This is a genomic window from Pseudalkalibacillus sp. SCS-8 (assembly GCF_040126055.1).
GTDB classification, from domain to species: domain Bacteria; phylum Bacillota; class Bacilli; order Bacillales; family Fictibacillaceae; genus Pseudalkalibacillus; species Pseudalkalibacillus nanhaiensis.
Map to the genome: position 1 here is coordinate 235,214 of NZ_CP143541.1, position 20,538 is coordinate 255,751.

Below are 20,538 nucleotides of genomic sequence, written 5' to 3' on the forward strand. Positions count from 1 at the left end.
TCAGGGTCAACCTGATGAATTTATTGGTTTGCTTGATAGGATACAGTCCATATCTTTTGCTGAGGATCTTTGATCAACCGGAAGAATTTCATATCTTCTCCAGTTCCTCCCCAAGTCACATACGCTTGCTGTATACCGCTGATATCTTCTTCATACGTGACCTCAAAAGAATCAACCGATTTCAGCTCTCTCATTTTCTTTTCCTTAACAGCAGGGCTCACTGGGTTCGATTCAACCTGATCCAAATACATCTTCTTGCTTGGCATTGAACCCGCGGGATTCTGATAGTACATCATATACTGTGTTTCATGGTCTCCCAGCTGCTCAGCATGATAATAAATTTGCATGACCTGAAAGGGCTGAAGATTTGCCAGTGCCTTTTGATTTCCGGTCTCCTTCAAATTTTCATAGACCGATTTCAGTGCATCATCAATTGGTAAGACAGGTTCATTGATTTGAGCCTTCACCACGTCTTTATCTAGAGGAGGAGTGATATTTTCATGTCCACTTCCATTGGTGCTATCCTGATGGAGTTTTTCTTCTGGGACACTTGCATCAGCACCTTCATCCGATTCAGCGTCTTCTAATTGACTTTTTTCTACTGTTAATCCAGCACTTTCTCCTGATTCTGCTTTATCTGCACTTTCACTCGACATCGAGTAATCAGATTTCATATTATCCATCGCAATCTGTACGATGGCGAGAATGAGAAGCAGACTGACGGCTGTACTGAGCACCGGTTTCCAATTCGCTCGTAAGGAAGCGGGATTTTTAATTCGTTGCTTCGCTATTTTTTGACGGATCGCTTGGCGGTGCTTTTCAGTAAACCGTTCTTCACCGTCCATCATCTGATTCATTGAGTTGTTGAGTTCCTTAAGTCGTTCTTCCACCATCGTCACTCCTTTCTGATGAAATGACATCTTTCAGTAGCTGCCTGCCACGATGAAGACGTGTTTTAACGGTCGATTCATTAATGAGCAGCATCACACTGATTTCCTGGACAGACAATTCTTCAAAGTAATAAAGGAGAAGCATTTCTCTGTATTTTATCGGTAACGAAAGCACTTGCTTTGCCACCATCTGCTTTTCATCCTTCGCAATAAGATCGCTCTCAGGAGTGTGCAAATCTCCTTTCATCATACGGGAAATCTTATCGGTAAAAAGGAGGTTCCGAAAAGACCAGGTTCTATGGTAATCATGGCAACGATTTATTGTAATACGATAGATCCAAGTCTTCACTGAGGATTCTCCACGGAATGTATCCAGCTTTGTATAACATGTGACGAACACCTCTTGGACGATGTCCTCTGCTTTCCCCCAATCCTTTACATACGTGTAGGCAAGGCGTGTCAATTTTTCACCGTATTGGTCCATGAGAAGTTCAATGACTTCGTCTTTCGGATAACGTCCAATCACATTATCAAGCTGAATTTTGGACCGTTGCCTGGGTTTCTGTTCTTCCAACCTGTCGACCTCCTTTTATTTGTCTTTATCTTTTCGACGTAAGACATCGATATTACGTTTCATTTACCATGGATTTTATTTGATGGAGTCAGTAAAGTAGTAAGTAACAAAGTATCGCTACACCCATTATATATGGGAATGGGCATGAGAGGAGCCGGAAAATGGAAACGACAAAAAAGGTGACACGATGCAAGTGGTGTGAAGAGGATCCCTTATTGATTACCTATCATGACAAGGAATGGGGACAGCCTGTATATGGAGATGACGACCTGTTTGAAGCGTTGACACTCGAAATCTTTCAAGCAGGGTTGAGCTGGAGAACGATTTTACATAAGCGGGAGAACTTCCGAAAGGCGTTTGATTCCTTTTCCATTTCGTCTGTAAAAAACTATGATCAGGAAAAAGTTGAGCGGCTTTTAGATGATGCAGGGATCGTTAGACACCGAAGGAAGATTGAAGCGACCATCCATAATGCGCAGGTAGCAGAGGAGCTCATCCAACAATACGGCAGTTTGAAAAGGTATTTCGATACTTTGCCTGACGAAATACTGGACAAGCAGAAACAAATCAAGAAGACCTTTAAACACGTCGGGCTCACAACAGCCGAAAGCTTCTTAATGGCAGCAGGATTCATACAGCCAGATCATAGCGAAGAGTGTTATATGGGGAAATAAAAAAAAGAGAAGATTACTCTTCTCTTTTTTTAGGTTTAAAGTTCAGGTCTGTCATCGATGTTTGGCTTTGGAGCAGGCTCAGGTCTGTCGTCAATGGCTAACAGATTATTTGAAGAGTTTAATTCTGGACGGTCATCAATTGCAAAACCATCATATGTAGGAGATGGTTCAGGTCTATCATCTATTGCATTAAAATTTTGTGCAGAAGCAAAACCTGAAACCAACAAACCTACTAAAGCTAATGAGAACATGATTTTTTTCATTTAAAACAACTCCTTATTTTAATTTAACTGAAATTACTTCCGGCTTGTAAAGCCAGCTTATAATATTCACTTGAATTCTTATATTGTGAGTTTTCATAATAATACTCGGCTAATAATGTAGCGTACTTACAAACAAACTCCATGATATTCTTATCTTGGAAATATGGTATGACCTCCTTTTTAAGAAAAGACTCATATTCCTTTCCTGTTGCATTGTTAAGTCGCATTTTTAGAACATTATAATGAATTAAATTGTCCTTTTGTCTAAGTTGTTGGATGGTCTCAAGGTGTTTATCCATTTTTTCCAACCAGGATCTCGACTCTTCAAATTTGTTTAAATTGAAAAACTCCATGGCTAACAAATAATAGGTAATAAAAATCGTTTTATCTTCTGAACCTTCTTTGATAGAGGTGCTTTTCAAGTAACACTCTATCGCTTTTTCAGATTCTTTTTTGTTTGAGAAAACTAACCCTAAGTTATGATAAATGATACCCAGTGTGCGCTTATCATTAAATGACTCTGCAAATTTCAGAGCTTGTTTGAAGTGGTGAACCGCTTGTGAGTAGTTGTTAATTCTTCTATTTACAATCCCTAGTAATATCTGACAGTCCGCACTTCTCGTATAATTGTACTCTTTATCGAATATTGTAAGGGATTTATAAGCATAGTTAATTACTGATGTATTGTGATAAAGAGCTGTATGAGTTAATGCAAGGCTGTAATAATAGGTTGCAAGCTCTAGTTGGGTTAATGGTGTATATTGCACAAAATGTTCGGCTTCCTCAAAGTATTTTAATGATTCATTGTACTCGTTGATTATATAGTTATATAAGCCTTTTATAAGGTTATAATAAAATTTTAAGGGGCCATCAAAATGTGTTTTATCGAGTTGATCGAGCTTCTTAATAATCTCGTTTGCCTCTTCAATCTTCTTGTGGGTTATATAATATCGGGCCAAAAACAAATCGTACCGAATTAACAATTGGGGATCTTCAATAATCGGTAGATAATCATCTATTTTTTCTTTCATAACGGTTACTTCATCATGTTTTCTTTCAACCATCAGATGATTCCATTCATTGAGCATCCCTATGATATTCACATCTATTTGTTTATCCTTCGGAGAAATCCCGAGGCGTTCACAAAGTAGTTCGATCACATCTTCACTAGATTTCGCGTCTCCGTTTTCAATTTTACTAAGGTAGGAAACCGAGCAAATTCCCCTGGCTAATTCTTCTTGAGTGAGGCCATTTGTCTTTCTGTAATATCTTATTCGCTGTCCTATCAAAATATCCCCCCTCCCAAACTTGGGAAAATTGACCCGAAAAACCCTCAAATATTGTCTATCAAAACTACCATTTTTCCCAATACAGGACCATATGTTCCTTTGATAAAATTAATATAACACAAAAAGGAAATCTCAGTTAGTCTTTTAAACTAGATTTTCATTCAATTGAGAATATTGCCATATCGGAAGTAGTAAGAAGTTCTTGTTTATTATGACATGAATGGGAGGATAGAATAATGGGAAATAAGAACAGTTTATTTCAGCACACCTACGAATCGAAAGACCCGCTATTTGCTCCTGGTGGATGGCTTCAGGATGTTACAACGAGGACTACAGATCGAAAAACGCATCCAATGACCCAAACAAAGAAAAAGCTTCTGACAGACGATGCGAACAATAAATGGTACTATTATCCGATCGATAAAAATGACAGATATGATCTCATTGCTGTAAACGATAAGACAGGCATCATCATGAAGAAGAGAATACATGGTACGCCGAATATATATGAATTTGAAGAACATATCATCATCGCGTGTGAAGGCGATGGGGAAGAAGGGTTTGTTTATCAATTTTCCAAACAACATTTAGAAATATTGAATGAATGGGAGATTGACGGGTTCATCTGGGACGTCAATGAATTCAACGGTGCGGTTTGTGTATCTGCGTATGTCGTGGACCTAGATATAGCACGCTTGTATATTCTAAATGGTAAATCCATTGATTTTGAAGAGCTTGGCACGCATTTTGCCCCTGCTGACCTCCTCGTCATCCAAAACAAACTGTACATTTCCGCCTATCCACTTACAGAGAACAGTCCAAAGAAGATCCTGATGCTGGACGAGCGGTTTGTGGTTGACCGGGAGTATGAGGTGAGTATTTGTCCGAGATTCCTTTATGAAAATGGAAAGGATATCTTAATTCAAGAGCTCGATGTGAAGACGGGGAGATCGGATCGTTACGTTTCTCTCAATCTTCAAAACGGAAAAGAAGTCATCACCCAACGAAAGAAACCAGTTAGAAGTGTGAACTTTTAAAATAGAAGAGATGTAATGAAGAAGGCTGTTCCATCTGTCAGTTCTGACAGGAATGGGGCAGTCTTTTTATTGTTGTAACTCAATCAACGAAAGGAATTATGGAAATAAGGTCTTATATGGGAAATAATGTTTTGCATTACTGCCGTTCTTTCTTAGAAAATGGGATTAGGTCAATAATCCTGTCAAATTGCCCACACTTTACGAATAATATAGATACAACATAACGAATTAGGGGCTAAGAAAATGAAACAAAAAAAGATTTTTTTACTTACACCCTTCCTGATTGTCTTCCTCTTGCTGATGCCGCTTCATTCCTTTGCTGAATCTGAAAGGCCTGATGATCTTTACAGTGAAACGTTTGTAATCATGGATGCTGTAACTGGAAAAGTGTTAGCAGAAAATGATGCAGATCGGCGTATGTATCCTGCGAGTATAACGAAAATCGTCACAGGAATCCTTGCCATCGAATCCGGGAGAATGGATGAACAGGTAACGATATCGGGAAACGCCGTAAGAGTGGATGGAACCCGCGTTTATCTCGTTGAAGGTGAACAGATGTCATTGAGACAGCTTGTCCAGGGCCTGATGATCAACTCTGGAAACGATGCGGCGATTGCAATTGCTGAACACTTATCAGGTAGTGTGGAAGAATTCTCTAAAGAAATGAACGCACTTGTGAAAGATCGATTAGGATTAGAAGGAACCCACTTCGTTAATCCGAGTGGCCTTTATGAAGATGATCATTATACGACTGCAGCAGACATGGCTCGTATTACGCAATACGCGCTCGAAAATAAAGAATTCCGAGAGATCGTCGGTACGAAGAAAATGGATTGGATAGGGAAGAGTTGGGAGACGACCCTTTATAACCACCATAAACTTCTTTGGCGATATGATGGCACCTTCGGTGTGAAGAACGGGTATACCAATCAGTCGCAGCATACTCTGGTGACGGCTGCAACCAAAGAAGACACATCACTCATCGTCGTCACAATGAAAAGTGACACTTCCGAACAAGCGTACAGCGATACAACCGAGCTACTGAATTATGGTTTCGATCATTTTGAAACGAAAAAGCTTGAAAAAGGAACGGTGTATGTTGATGAAAATGGCAATGAATACACCTTAAAAGAAGATAAGTTCTTTACGGTGAAAATTGGAGAAACGTATGAAACGATGGTCAATGAAGAAGGGACCCTGCTCGTTCATACGGATACAGACGAAGAAATCGCTTCATTCCCATTGTTACCTGATACCAAGCAAGTAATGGATGAAGAGCCTGCTGAAGCGGTGATGGGAAAAGTGGAGGTCGATGAAACGGAAAAGAACGGCTTCTCATGGGTATCCATCCTTTTCGGTGGATTAATCATTCTGTTCCTTTTAGCTGTAATAAGATGGTATAGAGTGAAAAAGAAGCGAAAACAGAAGAGGCTTCGAATGGAACGGATGAAGGATGAAATTCACCGTTTCAGGAGATAAAGAGGATGAATACACCGTCCCATACTTCCTATAGGTGGAAGTACAGGCGGGGTGTTCATCTTTTTTTCTAGATGCTCTTCGTTCTAAAGGTTGACGGAAGTAGGAAATAAAAGGGAGATGCGATATAATACATGAAGAGTAAAAGCCAATACAGCTCGGAAAGGATAAATCATTTATGCGCGATGAACCATCACAACAAATTGCACCACGAGCGCTGACCGTTTGGCGCATATACGGAGCATTGAACAGTTTGTTCCTCGTTATTCTTACAATTGTAAGCTTTGTCATAGCGTTTTTAACGCCAATCCCGTTATGGATTTCGTTTGTAATTTTATTGATTGCCATCATAATCATTTACCTTCTCGTCTATTTGCTGCCCAAGATTCGATATCGAGTATGGCGGTATGAAGTACGTGAGTTTGAAATTGAATTGAAATATGGTCTCTTCATAATTCGAAAAGTGTTGATCCCAATGGTCAGGGTGCAGCATGTCGATACGAAACAAGGACCTATACTGCGACACTTTGATTTATCTTCCGTAACGATATCCACTGCTGCAACGGTTCATGAGATCCCAGCTTTGGATAATGAAACGGCAGACCAGGTAAGAGATTACATATCCAAAATGGCCAGGGTGACTGAAGAAGATGTTTGAACCGACTCGATTACACCCATTAGCTGCAGGATTATCTTTTTTGAAGATGTTGAAAGAATGGCTGGTTCCGTTGGTTATCTTCTTTTTCGTTGGGCCCGGGAATGAAGGCGGACTGGTATGGATGAGAATCGCTCCATTCCTTTTCATTCTTTTATTAGGGATATATGGGATCATCCATTGGCTTCGCTTCACCTACCACGTTGAGGGTGAGGAATTGAAAATTGAATATGGTGTATTTGTCCGAAAGAAACGATATATACCGAAAAAAAGGATTCAATCCATCGATTATACACAAGGAATCTTCCACCGTTTCTTCAATGTCGTCAAAGTGAGCATTGAAACAGCGGGTGGTGCAGGTGGAGGCGCAGAAGCATCGTTAGCGGCAATACGAAAATCAGATGCAGATGAACTTGCTTCCATATTGCGTGAGGATAAAGAGACAGAGCAGGGAGAGAGTGAAAAGGGAGAGGAACCGATTTATACGTATTCCCTGCCCTTAAAAGATCTGGTCATCGCTGCTTCTACCTCAGGAGGTCTTGGTGTGCTTTTACCGCTTGCGGGTACATTCGGGTCGCAATTCGATACCTTCATTCCGGAGGATTTCTATGTTCTAGCATTCAACTGGTTAAGCGGATTCAGTTGGGTCATTATCGCGGCGATGGCGTTCATTTCTGTTTTCATCGCCTGGTTCATTTCCTTTATAGGCGTCATTTTCAAGTATGCGAACTTCCGGTTGAAACGCTATGAGGATCGGATCGTCATAACGAGAGGTCTGTTGGAAAAGAGGGAACTTACTTTTCCGTTGCAACGGGTGCAAGGGTTGAGGGTCGTTGAAAACATTCTTCGGCAACCGTTCGGCTATGGAACCGTCCACGTCGAAAGCGCAGGTGGGGCTGGTCCGGAGCTTGGGGTGTCAGCTATGCTCTTTCCAATCATTAAGAAGTCGCGGTTGAATGAAGAATTGAAGCATATCCTGCCTGGTTATGAATTACCTGAGGATATGCATGCTTTACCAAAGCGCTCGTTAAGAAGATATATCCTTCGAGCTTTATTACCTGGGCTTCTTCTTATTCCGACTTTTTGGCTTGTGCCATCGAGCTTTTGGTTCCTCTATCTGGTTCCAATCATTGTACTGATCTTTTGGGGAGTCATCCGCTTTAAGGACAGCAAATGGTTGATCGAAGGTAAATCCTTTTTTATGCAAGACCGTTTCATTTCAAGGACGTTATTGATAACCGAGAAGAGACGTATGCAGGACTTTGAAGTTCAACAGTCCATTTTTCAAAGGCGCTACGATTTGGTAACGATGAAAACCGCCATACTCTCTGGAGGAGTCGGAAGAACATACGAACTGAAAGACATTGATCGGAATGCAGGTAAAGACAATTTCCATTGGTTTATTCGAAGTTAGTGAAAGGAAATGATATTATAGAAGAAAAGCACCCTGAACAGGGGGCTTTTTTATTTTGGTCATCATTCATTATTGATTTTAATATAAATATTTCCTATTAAAACAGGAAACCGCCAACGAACGACGAAAATTGTAAAGACTATGATTTGAAATGGGGAATAGCATGTTCATTGTTCATTCAACGGTACAGGTCCCGACGGAAAAAGCTGATGAAGTCATCGATATCTATCGGAATCGTTCGCGATCAGTTGATCAAGCAGAAGGATTCTTATCCTTTGAGCTCCTACAGAACGATAAATCACCTGAAGAGCTTACCGTCCAGATTAAATTCGAGGATAAGCAGAGCTATTTGAACTGGGTCAGAAGTGACGACTTTAAACGGATTCATGAATTGGAGAAGAAATATCCAGATAAAGAATTAGCTGGAATCATCCCGAAAGTCCAGATGTACAGTGTGGTCGCTACATGAATGAGGCCATGACCAATCAACAGATGATTGATGAAGTTGTACATAAGATTTATGAGAAATATCCTCAATTAAAAGAACAATTCGGTGAAAAAGGCCTCCGGAAGTGCAGAGAGGATAATGTCCATCACTTCAGGCACCTGGACACAGCTTTTGAATTGACTGACGTCCAATTCTTTGTCGATTACGCTCATTGGCTCAATGGGATTCTGCAGAAACACGGCATGACGGTTGACCATTTATGCGTCAACTTCGAAATCATCCAGCAAGTAGTGGATAATTGGATCGATGCTGATCGTAAGGTCTTTTATGATAAGGCGATTGATCAAGCTGTCCTAGAATTGAGGGCATAACCCGAAGACACAAATAGACATGGGTGGGTGAAGCTATGAAAGAGGACATACAAAAGTTCACGCATTATTTGCTTGAGGGTGATGAAGTAAGCTGTGAATCATTTATTAATGAAATGCCTGATAAAGAGGATGTTATCAAGGTGTTTCACTTCCTTACAACAGCGATGCAGCATATAGGTGAGCTATGGGAGAATAATGAGATTACCGTTGCGGATGAACATCTTGCTACAGCTACCTGTGATTATGTCCTATCGCAGTATAAGTACAACCATATTACGCGTAAAAAAGGAAAGTCCAATGGTCTGAAAGCCATGTTTTTCTGCCTTGAGAATGAACAGCATTATCTCGGTACAAAAATCGTATCTAGTATCTTCGAGTACTACGGTTGGGAAACACGATTATTCGGAGCAAACCTGCCCTTGGAATATGCCGAGTCTCAAGCAAAAGAGTGGAAGCCGCAATTGATTGGCATTTCTGTTGCGATTTTATATCATTTACCTAAACTAAAGGGTTATCTCGATGCACTCAGTCGAATTCCAAATGCACCGATCATGATGGTTGGAGGGCGACTAAGTGGATTGTACGACCTTCGACAGTATAGTACTGAAGAGACGATCATCCTTAAGAGCATACAAGATGTCCAACGCTGGATAATGGAGCATCGTACTGAGGGGAATAAATATGGTGAAAACAACAAACATTCCAGTTCCTTATTTTCAAATCAATAAGGACTATGAAATTATAACGCGCTCCAAGCATACAGAAGAACAGTTTCCACAGGTGGATAACTTCTTGGAGCTTGTTGATGGAGACAGCATGGTAAAAGCGGAACGGAACCTGGGGAAAAAGCATGGGACAGCAGTCTTTGAGCTGGTCATGAAGACGTTTCAAAACCCATTTTCTTTATATGAGGTACATGTCTCTTGGAATTTGGATCGTTCAGCGGAGATTGTTTGCGTGGAAAAGAGTACGGCGAATGAGAAATTGTTCAATCAAATTGATCGCCTAAGAGGAAGGCTTGAAAACACGAATTTCGAGTTGTTGGAAAAAAAGAATGAACTAGAAGCAGCGATGCATAAAATTAATGAGCTATCTGGCCCATTCATTTCTCTGACTGACGATACTGCCCTCGTTCCATTGTTCGGGGATCTTACAGAAGAGAAAATGATGTTGATTTCGAAGAAGATCCTAGACAATGCACATCACAAAAATCAAGACCGTCTGTATTTTGATTTTACAGGTGTGAGTGAAATAAATGAGGATGGATTCAAAGAACTGCAGCAATTATTCAAGACCTTATGGTATATGGGAGAAATTGAAGCCATCATCATCGGTATTTCACCTCAACAGGCCGTCACTCTGAACAATCTGGATACGGAATACCACTTGAAATTTGTCTCGACTCTGAAGGAAGCACTCAAAGGTTTATATACGAAGAAAACAGGAGTTGACCCTTGATGTCCACGCTCTGAATGAGAGTTGTGGTAAAGCGGGTCCTCCTGTTTTTTGTATTGAGGTATTTCAATAACGTTTTCCTATTCCCATCAAGAGGATGGGTCCAAGTGCAGCTCCCCCAACCAAGCCGAAAAGGTGGCCAAGAATATTAATTCTAGGAGTGACGAATGTCATGACTAAGCTCAGTACCAGTATGGTCATAACAATTTGGGTATTCTGTTGATCAATGAGGTCTCTTCGTGCATAAATCAAGTACACATATAAGCCGAATAATCCAAAGATTGCACCCGACGCACCGATGTGCGAATAACCCGGCCCTTGTAAAAAGAGTGTCGCCACATTCGCAATCACCCCTGCACCGAGATAGCCGATGATGAATCTGAACTTACCGAGCATCCTCTCTAAAGCAGGTCCGAATAGATATAATGAAAAGGAATTGAACAACATATGTGGAAATGCTTCGTGTATGAAGATCGGTGTTAACAATCTCCAATATTCTCCTGCAAGGATATAGATGTTGATTCCTGCTGTGAGCCGTAACAAATCAGGAATGACATTTACTCCAATGAAAAGGAGGATGTGTATGGCGATAATTGTGGTGATAATAGGATAGAGACGGATGAATGAACGAAGGCTTTCCGTTCGTACAAACACTTGGATTCCCCCTTTGTAAACTGTCTTCAATAAGAAGTATGATATGTTTCTAATACTTCTATAGTTTACCATATTCGGTTGAGGCAGTATGAATGTTTGGCTTAAGTTCCATAGTATAACGAGGAGTTGAGATAGAAGTGATTACGGGTATTGGAATTGACATCGTAGAAATAGAAAGGATAAGAAAGACGCATGAGCGCCAGCCGAAATTTGCGCAACGGGTGTTAACCCGCCTGGAGCTGGATCGGTTTCAATCTTTTAAAGGAAGAAAGAGCATGGAATTCCTCGCAGGGAGATTTGCCGCGAAGGAGGCTTATGCGAAAGCGGTGGGAACGGGTATCGGAAAGCATTTAAGCTGGCAGGATATCGAAATCATGTCCGATGAAAACGGCAAACCGACCATACATAGTCAGTATGATGGCGTTATTCACGTCTCCATTTCACATAGTAACGAGTATGCAGTAGCCCAAGTCATTCTCGAAAGCTCGTCAAGCTAGTCTGCATATTGCAAGAAGTTGTCTCATATATTTGTAGTGCGGTTAGAGGGAATGCTGATGCATATGTACGGATGGTCGTGTGGATGCAACCGCTGAAGGTTTCTTAACAAGGGGGTGTAGATATACAAAGAAATGCTTGCATTCACGGTATCTAAAAAGGGTGTCGATTCATTTTTTCGTATATTCTTGTAAATCCATCCCGTGGCCGGAAACAGCCGCATAGACCATCCTTCCATTACGTATGTGACGTCCCTCTTTTGTCATCTATATGAGGCAAAGGAGATGAAAAATTTGAAAAGAACAATCTCGCTTCTTGTTATCGCGCTTTTAGTTATTTCTTTGACAGCTTGTGGCTCCAAAAGCCAAAAGGACGTCCTTTCCGATCTGGATAAGACGATGAGCAAGATGTCCAGCTATAGGGCTGAAGCAACCATGACTTTGCAGACAGGCGAACAACCGATCACTTATGAAATTGAAGTGTGGCATAAAAAGCCGAGCTTCTACCGTGTTAGCCTGAAAAACGCTGAGAAAGACCAAAGCCAGATGATTCTAAGAAACAGTGACGGTGTGTTCGTACTGACCCCGGCATTGAACAAGAGCTTCCGTTTCCAAAGTGAATGGCCGGAAAACAGCAGCCAGGTCTACTTGATTCAATCGTTGATCAAGGATATTCTGATGGACGACGATCGAAACTTCAAAGCCGGTGAAAAAGGATACGTATTCAACACGAAAACCAATTATCAGAACAAGAATCTATACCAGCAGGAAATCACACTCGACAAATCCAACCTGATGCCGACCAAAGTGAAGGTCATGGATAAGGATATGAAGGTATTGGTTGACGTGAAATTCAAGAATACGAAGCTGAATTCCAAATTTGACGATGGTGCTTTCGATATGGAGCGTAACATGGAAGGGGCTCAACTCGAGGTTCCGACCATGGCGACAGGAGATAAAGGCTTCAAGCCTGTATTCCCGAGCGTCGTCCCTGAAGGTACGACATTACTTAACCAGCAAGCTAATGAAGAAGGCGATCAAATCATCCTCACTTATGCAGGGGAGGACAAATCATTCACGATCATTCAGCGCCAGGCTGAAGTTACACCTGCAACCAAGATGTTGACCATGGACCAAGGTGAGCTGGTCGATCTAGGTTTCGCCGTAGGTGTCCTGAATGGAAAGACATTGAATTGGTCCGCAAACGGTGTGGATTACTTCCTGGCATCCCATGATCTGACGCCAGAAGAAATGGCAACCATTGCATCATCCATGAGTACCACGCAAGGCAAATAGCAAGAAGTGAGGCTGGGAGAATAAGCACGCTATTCTTTTCAGCCTTTCTTGAGTGTCAGGCACTTTTCATAGATGCAGTGATGCCAAGGGTTGTGGGGGAGTGTCAGGCACTTTTCATAGAAGCAGAGCTGGTAAGGGTTGTGGGGGAGTGTCAGGCACTTTTCATAGAAGCAGAGCTGGTAAGGGTTGTGGGGGAGTGCCTGACACCACTCATAGATGCAGCACTAGCAAGGGGTTTGGAAAAGTGTCAGGCACTTAAGCTGACACTCCGCCACGAGGTTTCATGTTTACCCTCTCGGATGCGTTCATGTACAATAGAAGGAAAAGAACGTTTGGGAGTCGTTTTCATGCAATATTTCAGAGATACCTGGGTTGAAGTAGATTTAGATCATATTGTGGATAACTACCTTCAGATACAGAACCATCTGACAGGTGGTACGAAAGTAATGGCGATTGTCAAAGCCGATGGGTATGGACATGGAGCTTACCAAGTTGCAAAGGAACTCGTTGACAATGGAGTAGATTATCTCGGTGTAGCCCTTCTGGATGAGGCGATCGCTTTGAGGCGTAATGGCATAGAGGTTCCGATCCTGGTTCTAGGATGGGTATCTCCAGAATATGCTTCAATAGCTGTGAGATATGGCATTACGTTGACGGTTTTCCAAAAAGAATGGCTTCAAGCCCTCGGAAACCTGGAGCAACCATTAGCCATCCATATCAAATTTGATACGGGTATGGGACGATTAGGTATAAATGATCCAAATGAGGCAAAGCTAATCATTAATCATATTAAACAAAATGAAAGTCTGAAGTTAGAAGGAGCTTTTTCCCATTTCGCAACTGCAGATGAACTAGATTCTGAACTTGTGACGAAGCAAATGAATCGTTTCTCTCATTACCTTGCATTATTGGAGGAGGAAGGCATAAAGCCTGATGTGATCCATTTCGGGAACAGCGCAGGTGCCATTCGCTTTCCGGATTATGACCAACATTATGTAAGAGTGGGGATATCCATGTATGGCCTAGCCCCGTCAGAGGAAATGAAACAAGTTCTGCCCTTCCCTCTTAAGCAAGCTTTCTCGTTGCATAGCAAACTGTCCCATGTGAAACAGATCCAACCTGGGGATACTGTAAGTTACGGTGCAACCTACCGAACAACCGAGAAGGAATGGATCGGGACGGTCCCGATTGGTTATGCAGACGGCTGGATACGAAGATACGCCGAAAAAGGTTCCGTCTTAGTCGACGGCCGATTCGCTAAAATCGTAGGCCGAATCTGTATGGACCAACTGCTCATAAAGCTGCCTTATCAAGTGGATATCGGCACGAAGGTGACGCTGCTCGGCCGGCAGGATAATCAGGAAATAACCATTGATGAAGTTGCGATGCAAAATGATACGATCAATTATGAAATACCCTGCTTGATCTCTTCCAGAGTACCGAGAATTTATAAAAAAAATGATGCAATCATCGAAACCATGAATCAAATATTAAATAAATCGTAAATTATTAAAGGATTTCCACTAATTTTGACGAATGGATTATACGAAGATAGCTTTGCAATATTCTGTCTGTATGATACTATTAATAGGGGATTTTTCAGAGAGATCGTAGCAGTTAGCTGGAGGTGGATTTTTGTGTCCGACATGCACAAAAAACGTATCGTTATTAGCTTGCCAGAGCAACTGATAAAAGAGGTGGACGGAGCGATTATGAACGAGAACTTGAATAGAAGCGAGTTTATTCATCAAGCAACCGAAATGTATCTGCGAGAACGGGAAAGTCGTCATATCCGTGAATCTATGCGACAAGGTTACATGGAAATGGCTAAAATCAATTTGAACATTGCATCAGAAGCCTTTCTTGCTGAGGAGGAAGCTGATCTAACTTTGGACCGCTTAGTAAGCGGGGTGTAATGATTTGATAGTCAAGCGTGGCGACGTTTACTTTGCAGATCTTTCTCCAGTAGTAGGGTCGGAGCAAGGCGGTATCCGTCCAGTATTAATCATACAAAATGATATCGGAAACCGGTTTAGTCCAACAGTGATCGTCGCGGCCATTACAGCCCAGATTCAAAAGGCTAAACTACCTACTCATGTTGAAATCAGTGCGAAGAAATATAAATTTGAACGTGACTCAGTGATCTTACTGGAGCAAATTCGTACAATTGATAAACAACGACTAACAGATAAAATTACACATTTGGATGATGAAATGATGAAGAAAGTCGATGACGCTCTACAAATCAGTTTAGGGCTCATTGATTTTTAATATCCATATGTGAAAATGAGCAAGCTGCTGAAATTAAGCGGCTTTTTTTATTGTCCAAAAAGGATTGGTTTTTATTAGGAGCACGACCGTTTTTCACAAGAGTGCATCGAAAATATATATAAGTCCAATCATGCACCACCAATACTTTGAAATGGCATATAATCTGTAAAAATGTGGCTAAGAAACCAAAACCATTGAAAGATTTGGATAATAATGAAATAATATTTCTATGTATGACTATCGAAGGAACGGAGGCACACGGATGATATCAACCGTATATGAAGTGATGAAGGAGAATCGGTCTTCCATAGAAGAGCAATGGCAAGATCGGATGCTCAACTTCAGAGAAGAAGAACGTGAATTGACGACGGTTACGAAAGATGTATTTCTAAATTCAAATACAGAATTTATAGATAGCCTATTGAATCATGTTATCGAACAACGGGATGACATTGGTCCTGATTTGCAAGATTTTTTCGAAAGGACTGTGCAAATCGGTTGGCCGTTGAGTTATGTAACGAAAGGGCTACAAGTTTTCCGTCGGGTAGGTTTGAAGACGATCATCAATGAAAAGGAAGACTTAGATGATGCGATGGACACGTTTGAGTACTTTGATCATTCGATAGACAAGCTTTTAGAAGCGGTCGTGTCCTATTCAACACAAAATTGGCGGAATACCGTATCCGTCCAGAAGAAAGCATTGCTGGAGTTGTCCGCACCACTGATTCCTGTTTTTGAGCACATAAGTGTCATGCCATTGATCGGTACGATTGATACGGAAAGAGCCAAGCTGATCATGGAAAATTTATTGGATGGTGTTATCGAGAACCGCTCCCAGGTGGTATTGATTGATATTACGGGTGTACCAGTTGTAGATACGATGGTTGCACACCATATCATTCAAGCAGCCGAAGCAGTTCGTTTGATCGGTTCGAAATGTATTCTGGTTGGTATCCGTCCCGAAATTGCACAAACCATTGTCAATCTAGGCATCGACTTGAGTGAATTCCCTACAAGAAGTACGTTGCTTAAGGGTGTTGAGTCGGCATTAGAGCTTACGAACAAAAAAATTGAATCCTTATCCTAGGAGGGCAGCACGGATGAGAATACCAATTCTTAAGCTTCATGAATATTTATTGATTTCAATACAAGTTGAATTAGATGATAAAACTGCGCTGGAATTTCAAGAAGACTTATTGAGCAAAATCCACGATACAGGTGCAAAGGGAATCGTCATCGATCTAACATCCGTAGATATGGTCGATTCCTTCATCGCTAAAGTGTTGGGTGACGTTGTGAAGATGTCAAATCTAATGGGTGCTAAAGTTGTGCTGACAGGTATTCAGCCACCGGTTGCGATTACACTAATTGATTTAGGCATCAACATGCGGGATGTACCTACAGCTTTAGATTTAGAACAGGGGTTAGATAAATTACGACTGGATTTGGAGGGATGAACATGGCCGTCCAATCCTGTGTAGACGTTCGAAATGAATGGGATATTGTCAGCGCAAGACAACTTGGAAGAGATTTAGCGAAGGAGCTAGGCTTTTCAAGTGTTGATCAGGCAAGAATTACAACAGCGATATCCGAACTAGCGCGTAACATATATTTATATGCAGGGAACGGAAGAATTTGCATCGAACCGATTGAAGAGGGAAACCGTAAAGGACTCCGAATCAGTGCTAACGATACAGGACCAGGCATACAGGATATTCGTAAAGTAATGGAAGATGGATACACGACATCTGGTGGACTAGGAGCTGGTCTACCGGGAGTGAAACGACTTATGGATGAATTTAATATTCAATCTACAGTTAATGTGGGAACTGAGATCATGATTACGAAATGGCTCCGTTAGGAGGATAGATGATGTTGGGGGATAGAGGAATACTGGTAGAACGATACGAACAATTCCTCTCCGCCTATTTAAGCGGAAGGACAGAACAAGCATTATATAAAGCACAACAGTTCAGTAGAAAAATGATTGAGCAAAATATCTCCCCTGAAGAGGTAATCAATATCCACTCTACAGTTTTAGAATCCCTTAATGGTGATATACCTGAGCAAGTCAGGGATTCTTTTGACTTTTTAATTGAAGTCATGATGGGTTACGGAATGGCATATCGTGAACATCAGATCTTGAGGGATAAACAGATGGCCCTTGAATCTGAGATTGAAGTGGCAGCAAGCATGCAGCAAACACTCCTTCAAGGGGAGATTCCGAACATTGAAGGATTAGAGATCGGGGTCATAAGTAAAGCAGCAAAGAAAATGAGCGGGGACTATTATCACTTTGTTCAGAACGGTCCTGATTCAATCAGCGTAGCCGTAGCGGATGTCATTGGTAAAGGAGTGCCGGCAGCTCTTTGTATGTCCATGATCAAATATGCAATGGACAGTTTGCCCGAACAACAGAATAACCCGAGTGTCGTGCTGGAGAATCTCAACCGCGTTGTAGAGCAGAACGTCGATCCTACAATGTTTATAACGATGTTCTATGGTCATTATAACAGGACCCATAATCGGTTCTTCTATGCTGGGGCAGGCCATGAGCCTGGCTTTTATTATAATGCGAAATCAGATAGCTTTGATGAATTCATGGCTAAAGGTCTTGTGTTAGGGGTATCGAGAAGTACGAAGTATATCCAATATGAAAAAACCGTAGAGCCGGATGACATGATCATCCTGCTTTCAGATGGTGTAACAGAGTGCAGGACGAGCAGCGGCTTTGTCTCAAGAGATGAAGTAATTTCATTAATACGATCCTATATGCATTTGCCACCTCAGGAAATCGTCAATCATGTATACGCTGACCTTGAGCAATTACAAGAATTTGAACTTAGGGATGATTTTACCTTAATTATATTGAAAAGGTCGGTTTAACATTTAAGCGTCTGTGGTATGGATATAATATAATGCACGCCTATTTATCCAAGGGGGAAAGAGCGATGAACTTACAGATTCATAAAGAAGATGTCGAAAACAATACAGAACGATTGGTGCTGAACGGTGAAGTTGATGCCTATACAGCTCCTAAATTGAAAGAAACTTTGATTCAAATGACCCAAAAAGAAGGCCATGAAGTCTTAGTGGACTTAAGTGGTGTTGATTATATGGATAGCACTGGACTAGGAGTATTTGTCGGTGCCTTGAAATCCTCTCAGCAGCATGGAAGCAAGCTTACTCTGACAGGTATGACGGACCGTGTTCAACGTCTATTTGAAATCACTGGGTTGACGGATGTCATGAACATTGAGCATACCACAGAGGAGGGGGCGCGATGAGTGATCTTATCGAAATGGTGATCCCTGCGAAACCGGATTATGTTGGTGTCGCTCGTTTGACTGTATCCGGTATCGCCTCTCGAATGGGATATACGTTTGACGAAATTGAAGATATCAAGATCGCGGTTTCAGAGGCGATTACGAATGCAGTGAATCATGCGTATGGTGAAGATGAAGGTGAGATCCGTTTATCATATGGCATGTACGATGATAAACTTGAAATTACAGTCATGGATAAAGGTAAGAGCTTCGACGTCGAGGAAATCAAGCACACAACCGGCCCCGTTAATGGTAAACCTGTTGAGCAGATCAACGAAGGAGGGTTGGGGTTATTCTTGATCGAAACGCTGATGGATAAAGTCGATATCAGCGATGATGCTGGAGTGGTAGTCATGATGACGAAATACCTGAATAGAGATGGGGTGGATGAGAGTGTCGACCAATACAAGCCAGCCCCCTCACAATAAAGACTACATTTACGAATTGCTTGAGCAATTAAGAGATGATCCAGAAAATCAAGAAATCCAAACCATTCTCGTGGAGCATTATCAGGATTTGGTCCATTCTCTCGCTCGTAAGTTTTCAAAAGGGAAAAGCATCCACGATGACTTAGTGCAGGTTGGCATGATTGGTCTGCTGGCTGCTTTTCGTCGTTATGACCCGGAGTTCGGGAGAAGCTTTGAATCATTCGCTGTCCCGACGATCATTGGTGAAATCAAACGATTCATCCGAGATAAGACATGGAGTGTCCATGTCCCGAGAAGAATCAAAGAATTAAGCCCTAGAATCAAAAAGGCGGTCGAAGTACTGACGAATGACTTGCAACGCTCACCTAAGGTTGCAGAGATTGCGGATTATCTGGAATCAACAGAAGAAGAAGTTTTGGAAACGATGGAAATGGGCAAGAGTTATCAGGCATTATCCGTCGACAGTTCCATCGAGGCAGATCAAGAAGGCAGTACGGTAACCTTGTTAGACTTGGTCGGAAGTACAGAAAGTGGCTATGAACAAACTGACCAACGAATGCTCCTGCAAAAAGCATTCAGTGTCCTTTCAGAACGGGAGCAGGAGATCCTTCAATGCACGTATTTCGAAAACCTGAGTCAGAAGGAAACAGGGAAACGGTTGAATATATCCCAAATGCATGTGTCACGATTGCAACGTAGAGCGCTTGAAAAATTAAAAGATGCGATACGCGTCGATCCTGCGGAGGCTTTTAATGATTGAAAAATATGTACATCAACGAGTGGACTTGAGTACATTTCAACGATCAAAAATTGAAGGTCAGTGCAACGGCGACAGCTATTTCACAAAGGAGACGAAGGACTATTTCGTTTGCCTCGTAGCTGATGGTCTGGGTAGCGGTCAAGCTGCTCATGACGCATCCGCTAAAGCTGTCAAAGTCGTAGAAGACAACCACCATGAGGACGTCGATACGTTGATCCAGCTATGTAATGATGCTCTCTTCAATACACGTGGTGCTGTTTTGACCTTGTTTAAAGTATACTTCAAGGATCAGATTTTGGAATATTGTGGTGTAGGGAATATTCGACTGATTATTGGACTACCATCCGGTAAGATCGTCCATGCCATTCCTAAGTCCGGATTCCTTTCAGGAAAACCCATGAAATTTGATGTTCGACAAGTTTCCATTCAAGAAGGCTCTATGTTTATCGCCTATTCGGATGGTGTCGAGCTTAGTTCTCCTGATAAACGGAATGTCATGCGTGCAAAAAGTCCAAGAGTCGCATCCAGCTACTTAAAGCAAAAATGCCTCCAGGCAGTAGATGATATGACATGTGTAATTGGAAAGGTAACATAGAAGAAGGTGACTTTTATTATCCAGTCACCTTCTTTTTTATGGAATCCATTCATAGCCTATGGAATCACAAGCCTGGAGCGATCCTTCTCGACAACCTTCCTCTGCAGATTTCATCGACTACGTTTATTTGGTAAACTTGAGTCTATAGCGTAAAAGTATGAGGAGGAA

The 20,538-nt window shown here is 41.7% G+C and carries 27 protein-coding genes; 22 read left to right on the forward strand and 5 right to left on the reverse strand.

Features of this window, described 5'->3' with window-relative positions; genetic code table 11:
• Positions 1-20: 20 nt before the first annotated feature.
• Positions 21-893, reverse strand: a complete 873-nt coding sequence (locus tag V1497_RS01320) for a hypothetical protein (RefSeq protein ID WP_349409212.1) — start codon at positions 891-893, stop codon at positions 21-23.
• Positions 874-1,464 (reverse strand): sigma-70 family RNA polymerase sigma factor, encoded by a 591-nt coding sequence (locus tag V1497_RS01325; RefSeq protein ID WP_349409213.1) that lies wholly within the window; start codon positions 1,462-1,464, stop codon positions 874-876. Before V1497_RS01325 ends, V1497_RS01320 begins: the two co-directional genes overlap by 20 nt.
• 161 nt (positions 1,465-1,625) lie before the next feature.
• On the opposite strand from V1497_RS01325, the gene V1497_RS01330 reads away from it, so the two are divergent.
• Positions 1,626-2,138 (forward strand): DNA-3-methyladenine glycosylase I, encoded by a 513-nt coding sequence (locus V1497_RS01330; protein WP_349409214.1) that lies wholly within the window; start codon positions 1,626-1,628, stop codon positions 2,136-2,138.
• A gap of 35 nt (positions 2,139-2,173) precedes the next feature.
• On the opposite strand, the gene V1497_RS01335 is transcribed toward V1497_RS01330, so the two are convergent.
• On the reverse strand, positions 2,174-2,401 hold the full coding sequence (locus V1497_RS01335) for a hypothetical protein (protein WP_349409215.1): 228 nt from the start codon (positions 2,399-2,401) through the stop codon (positions 2,174-2,176).
• A gap of 23 nt (positions 2,402-2,424) precedes the next feature.
• The gene (locus V1497_RS01340; protein WP_349409216.1) at positions 2,425-3,690 is read right to left on the reverse strand and encodes a helix-turn-helix domain-containing protein; all 1,266 of its coding nucleotides are present in this window, start codon (positions 3,688-3,690) and stop codon (positions 2,425-2,427) included.
• Positions 3,691-3,926: 236 nt separating this feature from the next.
• Here V1497_RS01340 and V1497_RS01345 point away from each other — a divergent pair, with 236 nt between their 5' ends.
• The 8 genes from V1497_RS01345 (at position 3,927) to V1497_RS01380 (ending at position 10,549) form a co-directional block, all read left to right on the forward strand.
• Positions 3,927-4,727 carry a hypothetical protein gene (locus V1497_RS01345; RefSeq protein WP_349409217.1) on the forward strand — a complete coding sequence of 267 codons (801 nt, stop codon included), beginning with the start codon at positions 3,927-3,929 and terminating at the stop codon, positions 4,725-4,727.
• Positions 4,728-4,970: 243 nt separating this feature from the next.
• A complete protein-coding gene (locus V1497_RS01350; RefSeq protein ID WP_349409218.1) occupies positions 4,971-6,206 on the forward strand; it encodes a D-alanyl-D-alanine carboxypeptidase family protein in 1,236 nt (411 codons plus the stop codon).
• A 175-nt stretch (positions 6,207-6,381) separates the two neighbouring features.
• On the forward strand, positions 6,382-6,861 hold the full coding sequence (locus tag V1497_RS01355; protein WP_349409219.1) for a PH domain-containing protein: 480 nt from the start codon (positions 6,382-6,384) through the stop codon (positions 6,859-6,861).
• Entirely contained in the window at positions 6,854-8,272 is a 1,419-nt protein-coding gene (locus V1497_RS01360) for a PH domain-containing protein (RefSeq protein ID WP_349409220.1), read from the forward strand. Before V1497_RS01355 ends, V1497_RS01360 begins: the two co-directional genes overlap by 8 nt.
• Positions 8,273-8,435: 163 nt before the next feature.
• Positions 8,436-8,741: an antibiotic biosynthesis monooxygenase family protein gene (locus tag V1497_RS01365; protein ID WP_349409221.1), complete on the forward strand. Its 306-nt coding sequence runs from the start codon at positions 8,436-8,438 to the stop codon at positions 8,739-8,741.
• The gene (locus V1497_RS01370) at positions 8,738-9,091 is read left to right on the forward strand and encodes a hypothetical protein (protein ID WP_349409222.1); all 354 of its coding nucleotides are present in this window, start codon (positions 8,738-8,740) and stop codon (positions 9,089-9,091) included. Before V1497_RS01365 ends, V1497_RS01370 begins: the two co-directional genes overlap by 4 nt.
• Positions 9,092-9,126: 35 nt before the next feature.
• Positions 9,127-9,819, forward strand: a complete 693-nt coding sequence (locus V1497_RS01375; protein WP_349409223.1) for a B12-binding domain-containing protein — start codon at positions 9,127-9,129, stop codon at positions 9,817-9,819.
• On the forward strand, positions 9,773-10,549 hold the full coding sequence (locus V1497_RS01380) for a hypothetical protein (protein ID WP_349409224.1): 777 nt from the start codon (positions 9,773-9,775) through the stop codon (positions 10,547-10,549). Before V1497_RS01375 ends, V1497_RS01380 begins: the two co-directional genes overlap by 47 nt.
• 63 nt (positions 10,550-10,612) lie before the next feature.
• On the opposite strand, the gene V1497_RS01385 is transcribed toward V1497_RS01380, so the two are convergent.
• Positions 10,613-11,200, reverse strand: a complete 588-nt coding sequence (locus V1497_RS01385) for a rhomboid family intramembrane serine protease (protein ID WP_349409225.1) — start codon at positions 11,198-11,200, stop codon at positions 10,613-10,615.
• Between the two features lie 137 nt (positions 11,201-11,337).
• Here V1497_RS01385 and acpS point away from each other — a divergent pair, with 137 nt between their 5' ends.
• The 13 genes from acpS (at position 11,338) to V1497_RS01450 (ending at position 20,370) form a co-directional block, all read left to right on the forward strand.
• Entirely contained in the window at positions 11,338-11,697 is a 360-nt protein-coding gene (gene acpS / locus V1497_RS01390) for a holo-ACP synthase (protein ID WP_349409226.1), read from the forward strand.
• 282 nt (positions 11,698-11,979) lie between these two features.
• Positions 11,980-12,990 (forward strand): outer membrane lipoprotein carrier protein LolA, encoded by a 1,011-nt coding sequence (locus V1497_RS01395; protein ID WP_349409227.1) that lies wholly within the window; start codon positions 11,980-11,982, stop codon positions 12,988-12,990.
• A gap of 347 nt (positions 12,991-13,337) precedes the next feature.
• Positions 13,338-14,495: an alanine racemase gene (gene alr / locus V1497_RS01400; RefSeq protein ID WP_349409228.1), complete on the forward strand. Its 1,158-nt coding sequence runs from the start codon at positions 13,338-13,340 to the stop codon at positions 14,493-14,495.
• A gap of 141 nt (positions 14,496-14,636) precedes the next feature.
• Positions 14,637-14,906: a CopG family ribbon-helix-helix protein gene (locus V1497_RS01405; RefSeq protein WP_414703621.1), complete on the forward strand. Its 270-nt coding sequence runs from the start codon at positions 14,637-14,639 to the stop codon at positions 14,904-14,906.
• A 4-nt stretch (positions 14,907-14,910) separates the two neighbouring features.
• Positions 14,911-15,261: a type II toxin-antitoxin system PemK/MazF family toxin gene (locus tag V1497_RS01410; protein WP_221569017.1), complete on the forward strand. Its 351-nt coding sequence runs from the start codon at positions 14,911-14,913 to the stop codon at positions 15,259-15,261.
• Positions 15,262-15,523: 262 nt separating this feature from the next.
• Positions 15,524-16,348, forward strand: coding sequence for an STAS domain-containing protein (locus V1497_RS01415; protein WP_349409230.1), 825 nt, complete (start codon positions 15,524-15,526; stop codon positions 16,346-16,348).
• A 13-nt stretch (positions 16,349-16,361) separates the two neighbouring features.
• A complete protein-coding gene (locus tag V1497_RS01420; RefSeq protein ID WP_349409231.1) occupies positions 16,362-16,718 on the forward strand; it encodes an STAS domain-containing protein in 357 nt (118 codons plus the stop codon).
• A gap of 2 nt (positions 16,719-16,720) precedes the next feature.
• On the forward strand, positions 16,721-17,122 hold the full coding sequence (locus V1497_RS01425; RefSeq protein ID WP_349409232.1) for an anti-sigma regulatory factor: 402 nt from the start codon (positions 16,721-16,723) through the stop codon (positions 17,120-17,122).
• A gap of 8 nt (positions 17,123-17,130) precedes the next feature.
• The gene (locus V1497_RS01430; RefSeq protein WP_414703592.1) at positions 17,131-18,147 is read left to right on the forward strand and encodes a PP2C family protein-serine/threonine phosphatase; all 1,017 of its coding nucleotides are present in this window, start codon (positions 17,131-17,133) and stop codon (positions 18,145-18,147) included.
• Between the two features lie 65 nt (positions 18,148-18,212).
• Positions 18,213-18,548 carry an STAS domain-containing protein gene (locus V1497_RS01435; protein ID WP_349409233.1) on the forward strand — a complete coding sequence of 112 codons (336 nt, stop codon included), beginning with the start codon at positions 18,213-18,215 and terminating at the stop codon, positions 18,546-18,548.
• Positions 18,545-19,015, forward strand: coding sequence for an anti-sigma B factor RsbW (gene rsbW / locus V1497_RS01440; protein ID WP_349409234.1), 471 nt, complete (start codon positions 18,545-18,547; stop codon positions 19,013-19,015). The genes V1497_RS01435 and rsbW overlap by 4 nt, the downstream gene beginning before the upstream one ends.
• Before the next feature lie 16 nt (positions 19,016-19,031).
• Entirely contained in the window at positions 19,032-19,775 is a 744-nt protein-coding gene (gene sigB / locus V1497_RS01445) for an RNA polymerase sigma factor SigB (RefSeq protein ID WP_414703622.1), read from the forward strand.
• Complete coding sequence (locus V1497_RS01450; RefSeq protein WP_349409236.1) at positions 19,768-20,370, forward strand: protein phosphatase 2C domain-containing protein; 603 nt, start codon at positions 19,768-19,770, stop codon at positions 20,368-20,370. The genes sigB and V1497_RS01450 overlap by 8 nt, the downstream gene beginning before the upstream one ends.
• The last annotated feature ends 168 nt before the right edge of the window (positions 20,371-20,538 follow it).